This is a genomic window from Corynebacterium tuberculostearicum (assembly GCF_022347385.1).
Taxonomy (GTDB): domain Bacteria; phylum Actinomycetota; class Actinomycetes; order Mycobacteriales; family Mycobacteriaceae; genus Corynebacterium; species Corynebacterium tuberculostearicum_M.
Genome location: NZ_JAKRDT010000006.1, coordinates 83,820 through 98,929, shown reverse-complemented (window position 1 = coordinate 98,929; position 15,110 = coordinate 83,820). Strand labels below are relative to the sequence as shown.

The 15,110-nt window shown below is 62.1% G+C and carries 15 protein-coding genes; 2 read left to right on the top strand and 13 right to left on the bottom strand.

Going from position 1 to position 15,110, the window contains the following annotated elements:
• Positions 1-6: 6 nt before the first annotated feature.
• The 7 genes from hpf to MHK00_RS04965 all read right to left on the bottom strand — a co-directional run bounded on the left by hpf (position 7) and on the right by MHK00_RS04965 (position 6,787).
• Positions 7-651, bottom strand: coding sequence for a ribosome hibernation-promoting factor, HPF/YfiA family (gene hpf / locus MHK00_RS04995; RefSeq protein WP_005322401.1), 645 nt, complete (start codon positions 649-651; stop codon positions 7-9).
• Positions 652-795: 144 nt separating this feature from the next.
• Entirely contained in the window at positions 796-1,335 is a 540-nt protein-coding gene (locus MHK00_RS04990) for a ComF family protein (protein WP_244262067.1), read from the bottom strand.
• 123 nt (positions 1,336-1,458) lie between these two features.
• Entirely contained in the window at positions 1,459-3,192 is a 1,734-nt protein-coding gene (lpqB, locus tag MHK00_RS04985; protein WP_250410744.1) for an MtrAB system accessory lipoprotein LpqB, read from the bottom strand.
• 2 nt (positions 3,193-3,194) lie between these two features.
• Positions 3,195-4,952 carry an MtrAB system histidine kinase MtrB gene (gene mtrB / locus MHK00_RS04980; protein WP_250410743.1) on the bottom strand — a complete coding sequence of 586 codons (1,758 nt, stop codon included), beginning with the start codon at positions 4,950-4,952 and terminating at the stop codon, positions 3,195-3,197.
• 89 nt (positions 4,953-5,041) lie between these two features.
• Positions 5,042-5,734: an MtrAB system response regulator MtrA gene (gene mtrA / locus MHK00_RS04975; protein WP_250410742.1), complete on the bottom strand. Its 693-nt coding sequence runs from the start codon at positions 5,732-5,734 to the stop codon at positions 5,042-5,044.
• 3 nt (positions 5,735-5,737) lie between these two features.
• Entirely contained in the window at positions 5,738-6,352 is a 615-nt protein-coding gene (locus MHK00_RS04970) for a dTMP kinase (protein WP_250410741.1), read from the bottom strand.
• 81 nt (positions 6,353-6,433) lie between these two features.
• Entirely contained in the window at positions 6,434-6,787 is a 354-nt protein-coding gene (locus MHK00_RS04965; protein WP_034667825.1) for a DUF4259 domain-containing protein, read from the bottom strand.
• Between the two features lie 248 nt (positions 6,788-7,035).
• On the opposite strand from MHK00_RS04965, the gene MHK00_RS04960 reads away from it, so the two are divergent.
• Positions 7,036-7,824 (top strand): hypothetical protein, encoded by a 789-nt coding sequence (locus MHK00_RS04960; protein ID WP_250410740.1) that lies wholly within the window; start codon positions 7,036-7,038, stop codon positions 7,822-7,824.
• A 242-nt stretch (positions 7,825-8,066) separates the two neighbouring features.
• On the opposite strand, the gene manA is transcribed toward MHK00_RS04960, so the two are convergent.
• Both manA and MHK00_RS04950 read right to left on the bottom strand, forming a co-directional pair.
• A complete protein-coding gene (manA, locus tag MHK00_RS04955; RefSeq protein ID WP_250410739.1) occupies positions 8,067-9,296 on the bottom strand; it encodes a mannose-6-phosphate isomerase, class I in 1,230 nt (409 codons plus the stop codon).
• Between the two features lie 6 nt (positions 9,297-9,302).
• Positions 9,303-10,325: a MurR/RpiR family transcriptional regulator gene (locus MHK00_RS04950; RefSeq protein WP_250410738.1), complete on the bottom strand. Its 1,023-nt coding sequence runs from the start codon at positions 10,323-10,325 to the stop codon at positions 9,303-9,305.
• Positions 10,326-10,366: 41 nt separating this feature from the next.
• Between MHK00_RS04950 and cobA the strand changes: the two genes are divergently transcribed.
• Positions 10,367-11,104, top strand: coding sequence for a uroporphyrinogen-III C-methyltransferase (cobA, locus tag MHK00_RS04945; RefSeq protein ID WP_250410737.1), 738 nt, complete (start codon positions 10,367-10,369; stop codon positions 11,102-11,104).
• 118 nt (positions 11,105-11,222) lie between these two features.
• On the opposite strand, the gene MHK00_RS04940 is transcribed toward cobA, so the two are convergent.
• Genes MHK00_RS04940 through MHK00_RS04925 form a run of 4 tightly spaced genes read right to left on the bottom strand, consistent with a single transcriptional unit; the run spans position 11,223 to position 14,888 of the window.
• On the bottom strand, positions 11,223-12,272 hold the full coding sequence (locus MHK00_RS04940; RefSeq protein WP_250410736.1) for a sulfite exporter TauE/SafE family protein: 1,050 nt from the start codon (positions 12,270-12,272) through the stop codon (positions 11,223-11,225).
• On the bottom strand, positions 12,266-12,952 hold the full coding sequence (locus MHK00_RS04935; RefSeq protein WP_250410735.1) for a sirohydrochlorin chelatase: 687 nt from the start codon (positions 12,950-12,952) through the stop codon (positions 12,266-12,268). The genes MHK00_RS04940 and MHK00_RS04935 overlap by 7 nt, the downstream gene beginning before the upstream one ends.
• Positions 12,953-12,963: 11 nt before the next feature.
• On the bottom strand, positions 12,964-13,215 hold the full coding sequence (locus tag MHK00_RS04930) for a hypothetical protein (RefSeq protein WP_005322420.1): 252 nt from the start codon (positions 13,213-13,215) through the stop codon (positions 12,964-12,966).
• Positions 13,212-14,888 (bottom strand): nitrite/sulfite reductase, encoded by a 1,677-nt coding sequence (locus tag MHK00_RS04925; RefSeq protein WP_250410734.1) that lies wholly within the window; start codon positions 14,886-14,888, stop codon positions 13,212-13,214. The genes MHK00_RS04930 and MHK00_RS04925 overlap by 4 nt, the downstream gene beginning before the upstream one ends.
• Positions 14,889-15,110: the final 222 nt, after the last annotated feature.

Genomic DNA, 15,110 nt, shown 5'->3' with positions numbered 1-15,110 from the left:
GCTCCTTTAAGCTTCAGCGTCTTCCGACAGGGAGATAATGCCGTAGTCGTAGGCGTGGCGGCGGTAGACCACGGACGGCTTATTGTTCTCCTCGTTGACAAAGAGGAAGAAGTCGTGGCCCACCAGCTCCATCTCGCTCAAGGCATCATCCACGCTCATCGGGGTAGCCGGGTGCTCCTTGGTACGCACGATCTGGCCGGGGCGAACATCCTCCACGGTCTCAGCATAGGGGTCAACGTAGCGCTCTTCCTTGGCGCGCTCCGCTTCAGCTTGGGCCACCATCTCAGCGGCAATCTCGCCGGTACCCTTTTGTGCACGGTGACCGCCCTTGACGTTTTCGCGGCGCACCTTCACCTTGCGCAGGGAACGCTCCATCTTGCCCAAGGCGGTTTCGAGCGCTGCGTAGAAGGAATCTTCCTTAGCTTCAGCGCGGGCGATATGCCCCTTGCCCGTAGCGGTGATCTGAAGACGCTCCGCTTCGGAGTCACGGCGCGGGTTTGGTTCGTGCTGCAGCTCCACGTGGAAGAAGGTCAGGGTGGGGTCAAGGCGTTCAATCTTGGCCAGCTTGTCATTAACTCGCTCTTGGAAGTGCTCGGGGACCTCGACATTGCGGCCCGTAATCGTTACCTGAGCTTTGTTCGGCTGGGACATTGAGATGCCTCCCTTGAGTAGTGGGGACTAGAATCAATCACAGTAACTATCTCTCTGTGACACTCCTCATGGTAGCACTGGTTATGACCTTTGCGGGAAATTTTTAAGCAACTCCCCTACCTCGAGGGTGGGCGCCACCCCTATCTAGGCATCCGCAAAGACCAATGCCCCGCAGACTTCCACACCCGCGGCCTGCAGGGCGGCGATGCTCGCGGCGAGGGTGGCACCGGTGGTAATGACGTCGTCGGCAAGCAGCGCAGGCGCCTGAGCACTGGGCACGCGCACGCGGACTCGGCCCTGCAGATTTGCCCACCTATCCTGGGCATTGAGCTCGGACTGGTCCGCGGTGGACTGGCCCATAGTAAGCGCCGCGCACACGCCCACGCGCTGGTGCTGCGCCGCGGCGTGACACACAGCGGACACCGGATCTCCGCCGCGTGCCCGCGCCGAACGCGGCCGAGTAGGCGCGGGCACAAGGGTGAACTCGCGCGGGATATCGCCGCGGGCGCTCAGATGGGCCAGCCCGGCCGCGAAGACGGCCCCCACATACTCGCGAACCGGCTGATTGCCTCGCTCCTTCATGCCAATGATGATGCGGCGGCGAATATCGGAATAGGGGCCGAGAGCATAGACGGGCGCGCCGAGCGGCCGGGGCCGCGCCACCATGTAGGGCGGCTGCCGCAAGTGATCGCGGCACTGTGGGCACAAAACCTCGCCCGGCGCGCCGCACCCAGCGCACGCACGCGGAAAAATAAGCTCCCCCAAGCCCATAATCGCCTCTCCCCAGCCGCGCAGGCCCTCTGGCGGCTAATTAGAAACGATAGGGGAAGAACGCCGACCCTGCAGGCCGGAGACCTCGCGCCAGTTGGTTTCATCCATGACGGTGGAAGGAAGCTCCAGCATGGCGTGCGAATCAGTAATAAAGAGCTTGGTAGGCGAGGTTGCCACGGCCACCACGGGGGCGGTGATATTGCTGGTGGGCATGGTCGAGGCTGAGGAACCATCCTGCTCGATGCGCCATACGGGCGACTGGCTCGAGGAAGTACCCACGATAAGCGAGCCATCCGCATTCCAGTCCAGCGATAGTGCCGAGCCAGATACTTCGGGGCCTACCTCGCGGGCATTGACGATGCGCTTATCGCCGCTGCTGGATTGGGCAACGGCCGCAATGTACACGTGGCCATCAATAATCATGGCCACGCGCGCACCGCTATGGGACAAGCGGATAACGGAGATTTCGCCCTCAATATCGTCGATGCTGCGGGCATCCACCTCGGATTCGGAGATGCGGCCCGTGGTCTTGGAGCGCACCACGCGCACGATGCGATCGCCATCGACCACGGTCCAGGCGGCTTGCCCGTTGTACTCGAAGGTGGGCCGTGCCAGTGTGGGGCCATCCACTGAATCCTGCAGCTGGCCGTCAAGCTCGCCTATCTGCAGCGAGAAGTCACTATTAGACTTGCGGCGCACGGCCGCAACGAGGCCGCTATCGGCAACATCCACGGATTGCACATCGCCGCTGCTGCCCAGCGTGGACTTGACCGGCTCGGCCACGCCATCGTCTACCTCCAGCAGGTTGCCCTCATTAAGGGCATAGAGCTTAGACAGTGAGGTGCTGCTTTCCTCCGGGTTATAGTCCGCGAAGTCATCCACGCTCAGGCTATCCATGCCCTCTACTAGGTCACCACCATCGGCCTTGACCTTGAAGGGGCCGGTATGGCCGGCTTCCGTGAGCGTCCACACCAACTGGGCCGCAAAGAGCGTGCGATCTTGAGCGTCTAGGTCAGCAAGGCCCTCGAATTGGTAGCCCTGTTCGCGGTCATAGCCGGCGAAAGTGACATTCTCCCCCGCTGCCCGCCGGGTAGCGGGCGCAATGCTAGATGAAGGTCCCTCCATCAACAGCGTAAGGAGCGTCGACTCCGATTGTTCGCCGCCCTTATACAGCCAGCGGCGGTCTGGAACCAGCACATCGTTGCTCTGCTTAAAGAAGTACAACGATTGCGGGGTGTAGTGATTGCGCATTTCATTGCGCTCCATTACTACTCCGGCCGGCAAGCCATCGACGCGCCACCTATCGTCTTGCATCTTCATGTAGATGACGGCCTCGTAGCCCTCATTTTCCGGCACATACGCACCGCCGGATTTCAGGCGGCCGATGATGGTGCCGCGCACCGTGAACGCACGCTCATTATCCCTCGAGCTTTGCTTACTAGCGGGCGCGGTAACGATGTCCAAGCTATCGACCACCATCACATCGCCGCTGGCGTCCCAGGCTTCGCGGGCGTTATCGGTCAGAAAGCCGCGCGCGACCTCATGGTCGTTTCCCGGCACGGCGGAAGCCTGGTAGAAATCGCGCAACGTCAAGTCCGGGTCATCGCCGGGTTGCGGTGCAATGACTTCTTCCGGGCCATCCGGTTGCTGCTGGTAGGTACCGACTACTTGCGGACCGGTGTTATTCGGCAGCGTGGAACAACCGCTGACGAAAAGCACGGCCGCTGCGGTGCCGACAACCGCGGTCTTGCGATAGTTCGCTCTCAACACGCTTACTTCCTCCTACCCTCAAAGTCCGGGGCCTTATAGGCGCGCCTGTCTGGGGCGGCCGCGCCGCGGTTAAGTTCGCGTTCCGAAGGCCAGAGGATGCCATCGCCCTCCGCCTCGCCATCGGTGCCTTTTTCGCTCTTGTCGACGTGCGGCGAGCTCATGCCCGAGGAAATGGCCGGCGTTGCCGAGGCAGGCCCAGCATCCGGCGCGGCGACGCCAGTGTCCTGTGCTTCTGGAGCTTCAGCTTCGGGTTCTGCCAGCTCGCTACCGTCCGCAGTGCTGGTGACGGGTGCGCCGGGAATCTCCACAGCGATGGGGGCCTCGCCCACCTCGGTATTCGGGGTCCGCGGAATGATAAGGCGGAAGCGAGAACCAAATCCCTCATAGCCGGTGGCATCTAGCGTGCCGCCATGCAGGACGGCGTCCTCGCGGGCGATAGCCAGGCCCAAACCGGTGCCGCCGGAATGGCGCTTACGGGAAGAATCCGCACGCCAGAAGCGGTTGAATACCAGCTCTTCTTGGCCAGGTTTTAGGCCCACGCCATGGTCCGTAACGGTAACGCCCACCGCAGTGTCCGTGGCAGCAACGTCGACTGCCACCGGATTGCCTTCCGAGTGGTCAATGGCATTGGCCAGCAGGTTGCGCAAGATGCGCTCGAGGCGGCGGGAATCGGCCTCGACTCCGATGCGCTCCTCCGGCAGGTTGAGCTGGACCTCCACGTCGAGCTCGCGGGCCAAATGCTCCACCTGCCCGTAGGCCGCCTCCACACACGAGCGCAGATCAATGGCTGCCGTAGACAAATCCGCCACACCAGCATCGTGGCGCGAAATCTCCAGCAAGTCCGTGAGCAATTCCTCGAAACGGTCGAGCTCGCTCGACATTAAGCGGGAAGCGCGCTGCGCGCCTTGCGGTAGGCTATCGCTTTCCGCCTCAATCATGTCCGCGGCCATGCGCACAGTGGTCAATGGGGTGCGCAGCTCATGGGAGACGTCAGAAGTAAACTGCCGCTGCAAATCGCCGTACTCCTCCAGCTGCGCAATTTGGGAGGACAGCTTATCGGCCATGTTATTGAAGGACGCGGCCAAGCGGCCCATCTCATCATCGCTATCGACGGCCATGCGCTCCTTCAAATGACCCGCCGCCAGGCGCTGTGCAATGCGCGAGGCCGAGCGAATCGGCGTAATAACCTGCTGGGTGGCCAGCCAGGCAATGCCTACCAGCAACACCACGACCACCACGCCGGCTGCCGAGAGCAGGCCGCGCATCAGCGCCATGGTGGATTCTTCCGATTCCATGGACAGCGCCAGGTAGACCTGGGTATGGGGAATATCGGTATCGGTAGGCGTGCCTACCAGCAAGGCGTTGTAGTGATCACCATTCTCGCGCGGCGCTGGGAAATACTGCTGCGCAATCTGGCCTTGATCCACCATCTCTCGCAGCTGATCCGGCACGGGGAAATCCTCGGGCGAAGTGGTAACAGAGCCATCCTGGTTTTCCACCACGATGACTGGCTCATAGACCGCTTGGGCATCGCCCTGTTGGGCGGAGAGCTGGCCCAACGCAGCACGCGCGGAGTTAATACGTACCTGGACGGAGTTAGCAGAACTGGTGGCATCAATCTGCTGTTCCACGGCTGTGCGGGCGCGCTCCAGCTCCTGTTGGGCCACGTCTTCTTTCTGGCTGACCAGGCGCTGGGTGAGCACGGACACCAGCGCGTAGGCCAAGATGATCATGACCACCGAGGAGGCGACCAAAATCATGCCAATGACGCGCGCCTGCAAAGAGGTGCGCCACGTTGTAATGAAGGCGTCTCGAATGCGCCTTAGACGCTCAATGATGCCGATGGTCCTTACTCCCCGGCGCCGGCCTTGCCGGTCTTATAGCCCACGCCGCGCACGGTCAGCACGATCTGCGGGTCTTCCGGATCGTGCTCGATCTTGGCGCGCAGGCGCTGGACGTGAACGTTAACCAGGCGGGTATCAGAAGCATCGCGATATCCCCACACGGAGTCCAGCAGCGATTCACGCGTATGCACCTGGCCGGGGCGGCGCGCCATTTCCAGCAGCAGGTCGAACTCCAGCGGGGTCAGGTTCAGCTCGGTGCCATCGGTGCGGCGCACGGTATGCTCCGGCACATCAATGACAAGGTCCGCAACCTCCAGGATTTCAGATTCCGCAGAATCGGTGCGACGCAGGCGCGCACGAATGCGTGCGATGAGCTCCTTGGGCTTGAATGGCTTAGTGATGTAATCATCCGCGCCGGATTCCAGGCCAAGGACCACATCAACCGTATCGGTCTTGGCGGTCAGCATAACGATGGGCACGGAGGATTCACGGCGGATGGCACGGCAAATATCTACGCCATTCATGCCCGGGAGCATGAGGTCCAGCAGGATGAGGTCCGGCTCGTGCTGCTCAAAGGCAGGCACGGCGTCATTGCCATCCATGACCGGAATGGGCTTGAGTCCCTCGGACTCGAGCACAATGGTCAGCATCTCTGAGATAGCCGGATCGTCATCGACAACCAAAATCTTGGGCGCCACGTTTTATTCTCCTACAAGGTCTTTTATCGCTGAAATAATAGTATCCGCATCGGCGGTAGCGATCCAGCGTCCACCCCAGCCCGCATCTGCTAGGCGCCGGTAGGCCGCGGCGGTGCGTTCTTGCAACCCGCCATCGCGTTCGTAGCGGTCGCGTTCCCGGCTGGCGTCTGCCTGGGCTCGTGCCTGCGCTCTTTCCGACGCCACCTCTACCGCAGTATCCAAATACACCTGCAGGTCCGCCTGCGGCAGGCAGAGGGTGCCAAATTCCAGATCGTGCACCCACTCCATCACCGCATCGTCTTCGAGCCGCGCCGCCGAATACGCCGCATTGGAGGCCACGTAACGATCCAGTAGCACCACGGTGTCGGATTCCTTGGCGCGCTGCAGCTGGTCCTTGACGCCATAGCGATCCAACGCGAATAGCGTCGCCATGGCATAAGCCGAATCCGTGAGATCGCCCATCTTTCCGTAGAGCGCCTTTTGCGCTAGCTGCGCGTGAATCGAATCTGCATAGCGCGGAAAGGCAATAACCTCTACGGGCCGGTCCAACGACTCCTTAAGTGCGGAGACCAACGTATTTTTACCGGCACCGTCGATGCCTTCGATGCTGATCAGCATAGGTGTGGGCTACCTTCCCTTCTGTTATTTCACCCGCGGGGCCGCTTTCGCGCCGCCGCTGCCGCGGGCAGCAGGATCGACTTAGGACAGGGCCTCAATGAACGGTTCGAGGTCATATTCTTCCTCGACGTTTTCGAGCACCTCGAGCGCATTTTCCGTCAAGGTCTCGCTGCCAGAGCCCACCAGTTCCCTAATATAGGGGTAGTCTTCGACAACTTCGCCCGCGCTAAACGGCGCACCAGCCCAAATGGCAGCAATGGTGGCCGCCGCTTGAGCATTCTGCTCTTCTTCTTCGCTGAGTTTTGGCTTGCTGTGTGCGACCTCGCAGGCATCCTCGACGGCGCGAATTACCCCTTCTTCATCGAGGTTTGCCATCTCATCCAAGAAATCGATGTTGAGGTCCGTGCTGAAAATATTTTCGTCCCAAGTACTCACTTTTTGACTCCTTCGGTGCTTTCAGCGCCATTTATACACGCTTTCTTGGCGAAAGAAAGCAGACGATGAAAAGGTTTGCATGGCCTTCTACGCCCGCGAACTGCCTTTTTGTTTACCTATCACAGAATTGCGACGCCGTCGCAACGTTTCCCAAACATGATAGTCTCGTTACCAACTTGTTACCGGGGCGCTGTATCGCCCTCCCCCCTTGGACTGTAACGGCCCGCCTCATAGAAAGGACAGCCACGATGAAGCCAGATTCGCGCCGCGTCTACGTGTTCATTGTGGCCGGACTGATCGCCGCGGTCGTCGTCGGAGTCGCCGTCTGGCGTATGAGCTCGCCGAGCGCCAACTATTCCAATGCCGCGGATCAATCCGCGACCACCTCCGTCTCCCCGACCCACACCGCAGCCGAGGAGACCACCACTTCTTCCACGGACCGTTCCCCTTCAAAGCAGCACTCCACGCGTGCTACGAGTTCCACCTCCTCGTCCGGTGATGCCAAGCACCAGCAGCCTCACAACAACGATCCGTTTCTCGCCCCTAATGCGGTCGTGCGCCCACAGGCAGCAACCCAGCCCACCAAGGTCTACCGTCCAGAAAACATCTCCCCGCAGGGCACCGCCTCGCAGGGCAATACCACCACCCAAGGTGGTCAAGGTACCGGCCAGGGCAATCAGCGTCTGACACCCGATTACCCGAGCAACCAGAACGGCTCGCAGTCTACTGGCGCTCCACAGAACAACCAGGGCGGCACCACCCCGCCGGCCACCTCTGGTCCGTCCACTCCACAGTCCTCACCTGAGGCACCTGCCGCGCAAGATAACTCGGGCAAGGCTTCCGACGCACCGGCCCAGGAACCAGCTGGTACGGAGCGACCCGAGGCCGAGAAGGCGGAGCAGGAACAGCTCACCGGCCATGCCGCTGCAGAGCGACCCTCCGCCGATCAGAACCAGGAGCCTACCGACCTGGTACCAACCAAGCAGGCACCGGTCACGGCCCAGCAGGCTCCGAGCGAAGCGGCACCTTCGCGCTAATTCGGAGTCGGCTCTCAGCGTAGACGAACAAAAACAAGCACGTTACCTCGATCCTGAAGGCAGAAATCGGGGAAACGTGCTTGTTTTGCATGCGCAGGAATGCGGTAGTTACGAAGCAGCCACAATATTCGCCTGAAACTGGAAGGAAACGGCCGAAACGCGGCCGTAATGAAGCCCAAAAAGCACGCTTCGCCTGAAACCGGAGGACGGCGGCGAAGCGTGCTTGTGTGGCTTAACGCGGACTAGGCGCGGGCGACGAAGAGGTCGGCGGCGTCGGATGCCGCAGTAGCGGTAACGAGCCTCTCGGAGGCTGGCAGCCAGACGGCCTGGCCTGGGGTCGCGGTGAGGGTCTTGCCCGCAGCATCGGTAAAGGTTACGGAACCTGCGGTGCACAGGGCGATGGTCGGGCCATCGTAATCGAGATCCACAGAAGACGAATCGGTGAGCTCCACGCGGTCAAGCAGGAATTCCTCGATGGGTACCGGGTAGGACCATGCGGCGGCATCGTGCACGTTGCCCTGGGCGGACTTATCTTGTTGTTGCACTCGCGGCTCGTCGGCAGCGGCGTAAGTCAAGACCTTGACCAGCTCTGGAACGTCCACGAACTTAGGAGTCAGGCCACCGCGCAACACGTTATCGGAATTAGCCATGATCTCCACGCCGAGGCCGGAGACATAGGCGTGGAGCTGGCCGGCATCCAAGTAGACGGCCTCGCCGGGCGAGAGCTCGATGTGGTTGAGTAGCAAGGCGCCCAGCACACCAATATCGCCTGGGTAGCGCTGGTTAAGATCCAGCACCGTGGACATGACGCGGGACTTCCAATCGGCCGGGTCGGCGGCGATCAGGCGCTCGCCGGCGGCCACAATGGCGGAAATGAGCTCCTTGCGCTTGGCAGACGGAATGGTAATCCACGTGGTGAAAAGGACGCGCAGGTTGGCGGACTCGGTGGTTGCCGAGGGGTCGTCGTCAAGCATGGCAACGTAGTGATCCAGCTCAGGGCACTCGAGGGCGGCAAAAAGCTCGCGGGTGCGCGCCAAGGGGCGGAAGCCGGCCATGGCATAGAAATCCGTGAGCGCGACGATGAGCTCGGGCTTGTGGTTATCGTCCTTGTAATTGCGATTGGACGCGGTGAGCTCGATACCGGCGGCGTTTTCGCGGGCAAAGCCCTCTTCCGCCTGCGTCTTTGACGGGTGAGCCTGCAAGGACAGCGGCTCCTCGGCCGCAAGCACCTTGAGCAGGAAGGGCAGGCGCTCGCCGTACTCGGCAGAAACGCGGCCACCTAGCTGCCCTGCCGGATCCTCGGCAATGACCTCATTGAGCAGGCGGCCATCCACCGTGGAAGGGTCGCCGGGGTGGGCACCGAACCACAGCTCTGCGACGGGCTTGTCGGAATCGGGCTGGCCCTGCAGGTGCGGGATAAGGGTACGCGAGCCCCAGGAATAATTGCGAGTGGCGCTGTGCAACAGCTGCATGTGTTTCTATCCTTTAGAAATCTCGTAGGCGGTCGCGGCAAAACTCCGCGTAATAAGCTGCAGTGAGCGGGCAAGATGCCCCATGCCCGGTTCCGGGTCGATGCTGCGGACTGCAAGCGAGTTGGGCAGGTTCGCCTCTTCCTGCCCCCAGAAAACTACCTTCAAGGGTACCAAAGCGCCCTCAGCACCATCGCCATCAATGAAGGGGTCATAAAAGAGATCAGTGGCCGGGGAACTATCGGAGTCCCGGTCGAGCGCGCGGCGCAATTCGGCTGGGTCCACATAAGCGCTCGGTAGGCCGTGCACGGCCCAGATGGTCGCGGCCATGCGGGCCACGAGGGCGTCGAGCTGCACGTGCTCGCGACGTTCCGAATAGGAGTACGGGTCGAGCACGCAGGAATGGATGACGCGGGCGCCATCAATAAACTCGCGCAATTGGCGGCCCGGATTAGTGGTGGCATCGCGCTCGGGAGAAAGCTGCGCGAGCTCGCGGTCCACGGCCACCGCAAGGTCCTCGAGGGTCTCCTTCACCGCGGTCGGCCCCTGGTAGAGCAGGCAGCACAGCGCATGCAGGGCGGCAATGCTGCGCGCGGGCGAGCTACCCTCGGCCGTCGGCAAGCAAGGTGCGACGAGCGTATCCTCCGGGCAGTCCTCCACCAGCGGGCCCTTGGCCGGACCGATGAGAACCGTGGTGGCACCGCGCTGGCTGGCAGTAATGAGGGCGCGCGACGCCCAGTCGCACTCGCCGGGCTCGCCGACGACCACGACCAGGTCCAGCGCCCCCACGTAGCGCGGGAGTGATTCGGTGACCACAATCGGTATCCGCAGCGGCTCGGCTAGGCCAACGCCCAGGTGGGCGGCCTGGCGGGCAATCGCGTCGGTGGGAATAATGACAAGCGAGCGGGGATTGAGCCCGCTGAGCGCCTCGCCCCAGCGCTCCACTTCTCCGGCCACTAGGCGGATTTGGGCGCCTTCGTGCGCCACATCGAAAAAGCGCACGGTTTCGGCATCGTAATTACCGGTATCCATGTGGCCCAAGCATAGTCGGGCGCCCACTAAGATGAAGTCCTATGACTTCCGCACAGATTCATCCCGTAACCCTGATTGGCGGCGGCCCCGGCGCATGGGACCTCATTACCGTGCGCGGCATGCGCGCCCTGCAGGATGCAGAGGTTATTCTTGCCGATCACCTGGGACCTACGGCGCAGCTCGATAAGCTGTGTGATATTTCTTCCAAAGAGCTTATTGACGTCTCTAAGCTCCCCTATAAGAAGTCAATCTCGCAGGAAAAGATCAACGAGCTGCTCATCGAGCACGCCCGTGCCGGCCGCAAGGTGGCCCGCCTTAAGGGGGGCGATCCCTTCGTCTTTGGGCGCGGCTTTGAAGAGGTGCAAGCGCTGGCGGAAGCGTCTATTCCCACCACGGTCATTCCGGGCGTGACCTCAGCCATTTCCGTTCCCGCGGCCGTAGGAATCCCAGTAACCCAGCGCGGCATTGTCCACGGGTTCACGGTGGTTTCCGGCCACCTGCCGCCCGGCCATGAGAAGTCCTTGGTCGACTGGGCAGCGCTCTCCCGCTCCGGCGCTACGCTCGCGGTCATCATGGGTGTGAAGAATGCCCCGGCGATTGCCAATGCTCTTATCGACGCCTCCCTCTCCCCCTCCACTCCTTGCGCCATCATCCAAGAGGGCACGCTTTCTACCGAGCGCGCCTATCGCTGCACCTTGGGTACCTTGGCGCAGACGATGGCCGAGCACGAGATTTCCGCGCCGGCGGTCTACGTCATCGGCGAGGTGGCCGGGCTGTAGCAGGCAGCAGGTAGCGGGTTCTCGAGACTTGGGTGGCCGGGGCCAACTTATGGCCGCGTTCTAGCCCATCGGAGGCGAGTTCTGCCCGATAACGTGGCCAAAGGGCGCGACGGAAGGGCTACGCGCGGTCAGCGGCGGGGCTTTCGGGGGCTTTGTCTTGCACGATGGTTACGCCAGACTTGCGCGAACCGTGGACGCGGTGGGCGGCGGCGACGCGCTCCGGATAATCCGGGGCATGGAAATCAGCATGGGCAGCCTCCTCAGCGTTTTCGGCTTCCAATTCCGCCGCACGCGCACGCCTAGTGCGCAGCGCGCCACGGATGGTGGCGGCCACACCAGCCGCGACCACGACTGCGATGACAACGGAGGTATCTGCTGCAGGCACTACCCAGCCAAAGTACGTCTCGGCACCGCCGATGACTTTGCTGATATTCAGGCCCACGATGGCCGTGCCGACGAGTCCGCCGAGCAGGACCGGGTTGATGCGGGAGATAAGCCACGCGGCGATGGGCGCGGTGATAGCGCCACCGATGAGTAGGGCAATGACTGCGGCCAGGTTGGCGACGATATCGTGCCAGAGACCGACGATAAAGCCTGCGGTGGCGCCGAAGGTCACCAGGAACTCGGCGGCGTTGACCGTACCCACGATGCGGCGCGGCTGCTCGCGGCCGATGGCCATGAGTGTGGAGGTCGACACCGGGCCCCAGCCGCCGCCACCGGTGGAATCGACGAATCCGCCGACGAGGCCAAGGCCGGCCAGAAACGGCGTGGAGTGGGTGCGCTTATAGGCGGAGCCACGGCGGCGTGGTTGGGAGAAACGCCAAATGAGGTTGGCGCCGATGCCGACCAAGATGAGAGCGGTCACCGGCGCGGCCGCAGCGGTGGAGATATTCGACAGTAACGTGGCACCTAAGAAGGCGGCGATCCCGCCCGGCACGCCGAGACGGACCACGGTTTTCCAATCCACGTTGCCGAAGCGCGCGTGGCTCAATCCGGAGATGGCCGTGGTACCAAGCTCAGCGGTATGGACGACGGCCGACGCCTGCGCGGGACCGAGGCCTGCCAGCAACAACATCGTGGTAGACGTGACGCCGAAGCCCATGCCGATGCCACCGTCCACGAGGTTGGCGGCCGCACCGGCGAGCGCGATGAGGATGAGGGTTAGCATGGCGCGAACACCTCCTGTGCGGCGCGACGGGCGTGGTGAAAGCGATCTGCAACGAGGCCCGCGAGATCAGTGCCAAGAGGGCGGTCGACGGTCGCGGGAACGCCCGCCAGCCGGTCAAGGAGCAGGCCCTCGGTCACGAAGAGCGGAATAACGCGTACGCGAGCGGGGTCTTGATGCTCGCGACACAGGGACACGATCCCTTCGCGACCACCGCGGGTGGCGAATTCCACCGTCGTGGGCACGCCGGTGAGCGCGAAGGTGCGGTGGGCGAGCTCACGGATGGAATCATTGGCCGCCGGATCGGAGGAACCGACGGAGTAGATGACCACATGGGCATCGTCAGGCCGAGTACGGGAGGCGAGCACGCGGGCGAGGTCCTCGCCGGTGCCGAGCCCAGCGGCGAGGTGGAGGGAAAGGTGGGAGGCTTGGGCGGCGTCGGCAAGCGCGCGTGGGACGTCCACGCGTTGGTGGTAGCCCTGGGTAAAAAGCAGCGGAACCACAACGGCCTCGGTCTCCCCTAGCTGGGCGAGCTCGAGCGCGGCCGTGGTGAGGTCGGGCTCGTTGAATTCCAGGTGCGCCGCGCGGGCTGGCCACAGACCCGCGGCCTGGGTCAAACGCTCAATGCCGGCTGCGGCGCCCGGGTGCCGCGAACCGTGGGACAGGGTAATAAGTGCGGGCATGGGGGGCATCCTTAAGCTTGCGGTGCCGTGGAGTGTCCGCGGCGGGCAAGCGAGCGCTTAAGGGCCTCGTTGGAAGACACGGCCGGTGCGGGGGCTACCGGGGCATCGTCTTGGCCGTGAAAGCGCACGGAGAAAATCCGCAGGCATTCCTGGCACTTCCAGGCAAAGTCATCTTCCTCATCCGGGAAGAGGTCGGTGCCTGCGCAATACGGGCAGAAGCTGGGATGGTTGCGGTTCGGGTTCGGCTGGCGGCGAAAATTCACTGCAAGTCCTCCTCCTTGGCGCGCAGAACCCAGTGGCGGAATTGTTCGCCTTCCTCGCGCTGCTCTTTGTATTTATTGACTAGGCGAATGACGTACTCGGGCACCTCATCGGCCACGACCTTATGGCCGCGCAGCTTGCGGCCCCAGTCCGGGGACAGGCCAAGGGCGCCGCCCAGGTGGACCTGGAAGCCCTCGACACGGTTGCCCTCGGAATCGGTGACGACCTGCCCCTTCAGGCCAATGTCCGATACCTGCGAACGCGCGCAGGCATTAGGGCAGCCGTTGAGCGCGATGGAAATCGGCACGTCTAGATCACCCAAGGTGTCTTCCAGGATGTCGACCAACTCGATGGCGCGGGCCTTCGTGGTCACGTGCGCGAGCTTGCAAAATTCCAGGCCGGTGCAGGAGATGACGCCGCGGCGGAATTCGGACGGCTGGGAGTACAGGCCGGTCTCATCGAGCGCGCGGGAGAGCGCCGGAATGTCTTCTTCCTCCACATCGAGGAAGAGCAATTCCTTCATCGGGGTGGTGCGGATGCGGCTGATACCGAACTTCTCGGCCACGTCCGCGATGGCGATGAGCTGCTCGCCGGTGGCGTGGCCCACGGTGGGTTTTACGCCGACGTAGAACTTGCCATCCTTCTGGCGGTGCACGCCAAGATGATCGCGGGAGCCAGGCTCGACCTCCAGAGGGATACCATCCAACAGCGGCTTGTCCAGGTATTCCTCCTCCAGCACTTGGCGGAACTTTTCGATGCCCCACTTGGCTACCAAGAACTTCAGGCGGGCACGGTTGCGATTGCGGCGGAAGCCGTAGTCTCGGAAGATGCCGACCACACCGGCCCAGACCTCCGGCACGCGCTCGAGGGGAACCCAGGCGCCGAGGGACTGCGAGAGCATCGGGTTGGTGGACAGGCCGCCGCCAACGAAGCAATCGAATCCCGGGCCGTATTCGGGGTGGTTCACACCCACGAAGGCAACGTCTTGAATCTCGTGCGTGACGTCCTGGCGGGAGTTGCCGGAGATAGCGGTCTTGAATTTGCGCGGCAGGTTATGGAATTCCTCGCGCGGCAGGTAGTTATTCTTGATTTCTTCGATGGCTGGGGTGGCATCGATAATCTCGTCCTCGGCCACGCCGGCAACTGGAGAGCCCAAAATGACGCGCGGCACATCGCCGCAGGCCATGAGCGTGCTCAGCCCCACTGACTCGAGCTTGTCCCAGATGGTGGGCACATCCTCGATTTGAATCCAGTGCAGCTGGATATTCTGGCGGTCCGTAAAGTCCGCCGTGGAGCGGGCATAATCGCGCGAAATCTCACCCACGGCGCGCAGCTTGGCAGGATCGGCACGGCCGCCGTCGAAGCGCACGCGCATCATAAAGTACTCGTCCTGCAGCTCGGCGTTGGACAGCTTGGAGGTCATCTCGCCGCCCAAGTTCTGGTTGCGCTGAGTATAAAGGCCCAGCCACTTGAAGCGAGGGGCTAGGTCATCGGCCGGAATGGAGGAAAATCCCTGCTTGGAATAGATATCGATGACGCGCTGCTTGGCAGAAAGCCCGCCGTCTTCCTGCTTAATTACCTCATCGTTATTGAGGGGATCGGTGCCGTCAATCTTCCATTGGCCTTCGGGCTTTTTGGCGCGGGGTGTGCGCTTGGTATTAGTCGCGGTGGTCATGGTGTAGATCTCAACCTGCCTTTCCTAAGTATTGGAAGACAACCTACCCGTCTAAAATGAGCAGACAAAGCGGTCTTTTTTATTTTCAAGTCAAAAATCGCCCTGAACTGGCCAGAAGGGAGAATATTTTTAGAATCTAATTCAACTCCTTGCCGCAAACTAGACTAAACGGTTCAATTGCCAGAAAGATAAGCCACAAAAAATGAACCTAACGGTCTAGAC

What these genes read in the sequence shown, in the direction of transcription:
- hpf (WP_005322401.1), bottom strand. Translation starts at nt 651, where the DNA reads ATGTCCCAGCCGAACAAAGCTCAGGTAACGATTACGGGCCGCAATGTC.
- mtrB (WP_250410743.1), bottom strand. Translation starts at nt 4,952, where the DNA reads ATGATTTTGGTCGCCTCCTCGGTGGTCATGATCATCTTGGCCTACGCG.
- MHK00_RS04970 (WP_250410741.1), bottom strand. Translation starts at nt 6,352, where the DNA reads ATGCTGATCAGCATCGAAGGCATCGACGGTGCCGGTAAAAATACGTTG.
- MHK00_RS04960 (WP_250410740.1), top strand. Translation starts at nt 7,036, where the DNA reads ATGAAGCCAGATTCGCGCCGCGTCTACGTGTTCATTGTGGCCGGACTG.
- manA (WP_250410739.1), bottom strand. Translation starts at nt 9,296, where the DNA reads ATGCAGCTGTTGCACAGCGCCACTCGCAATTATTCCTGGGGCTCGCGT.
- MHK00_RS04950 (WP_250410738.1), bottom strand. Translation starts at nt 10,325, where the DNA reads ATGGATACCGGTAATTACGATGCCGAAACCGTGCGCTTTTTCGATGTG.
- cobA (WP_250410737.1), top strand. Translation starts at nt 10,367, where the DNA reads ATGACTTCCGCACAGATTCATCCCGTAACCCTGATTGGCGGCGGCCCC.
- MHK00_RS04940 (WP_250410736.1), bottom strand. Translation starts at nt 12,272, where the DNA reads ATGCTAACCCTCATCCTCATCGCGCTCGCCGGTGCGGCCGCCAACCTC.
- MHK00_RS04935 (WP_250410735.1), bottom strand. Translation starts at nt 12,952, where the DNA reads ATGCCCGCACTTATTACCCTGTCCCACGGTTCGCGGCACCCGGGCGCC.
- MHK00_RS04925 (WP_250410734.1), bottom strand. Translation starts at nt 14,888, where the DNA reads ATGACCACCGCGACTAATACCAAGCGCACACCCCGCGCCAAAAAGCCC.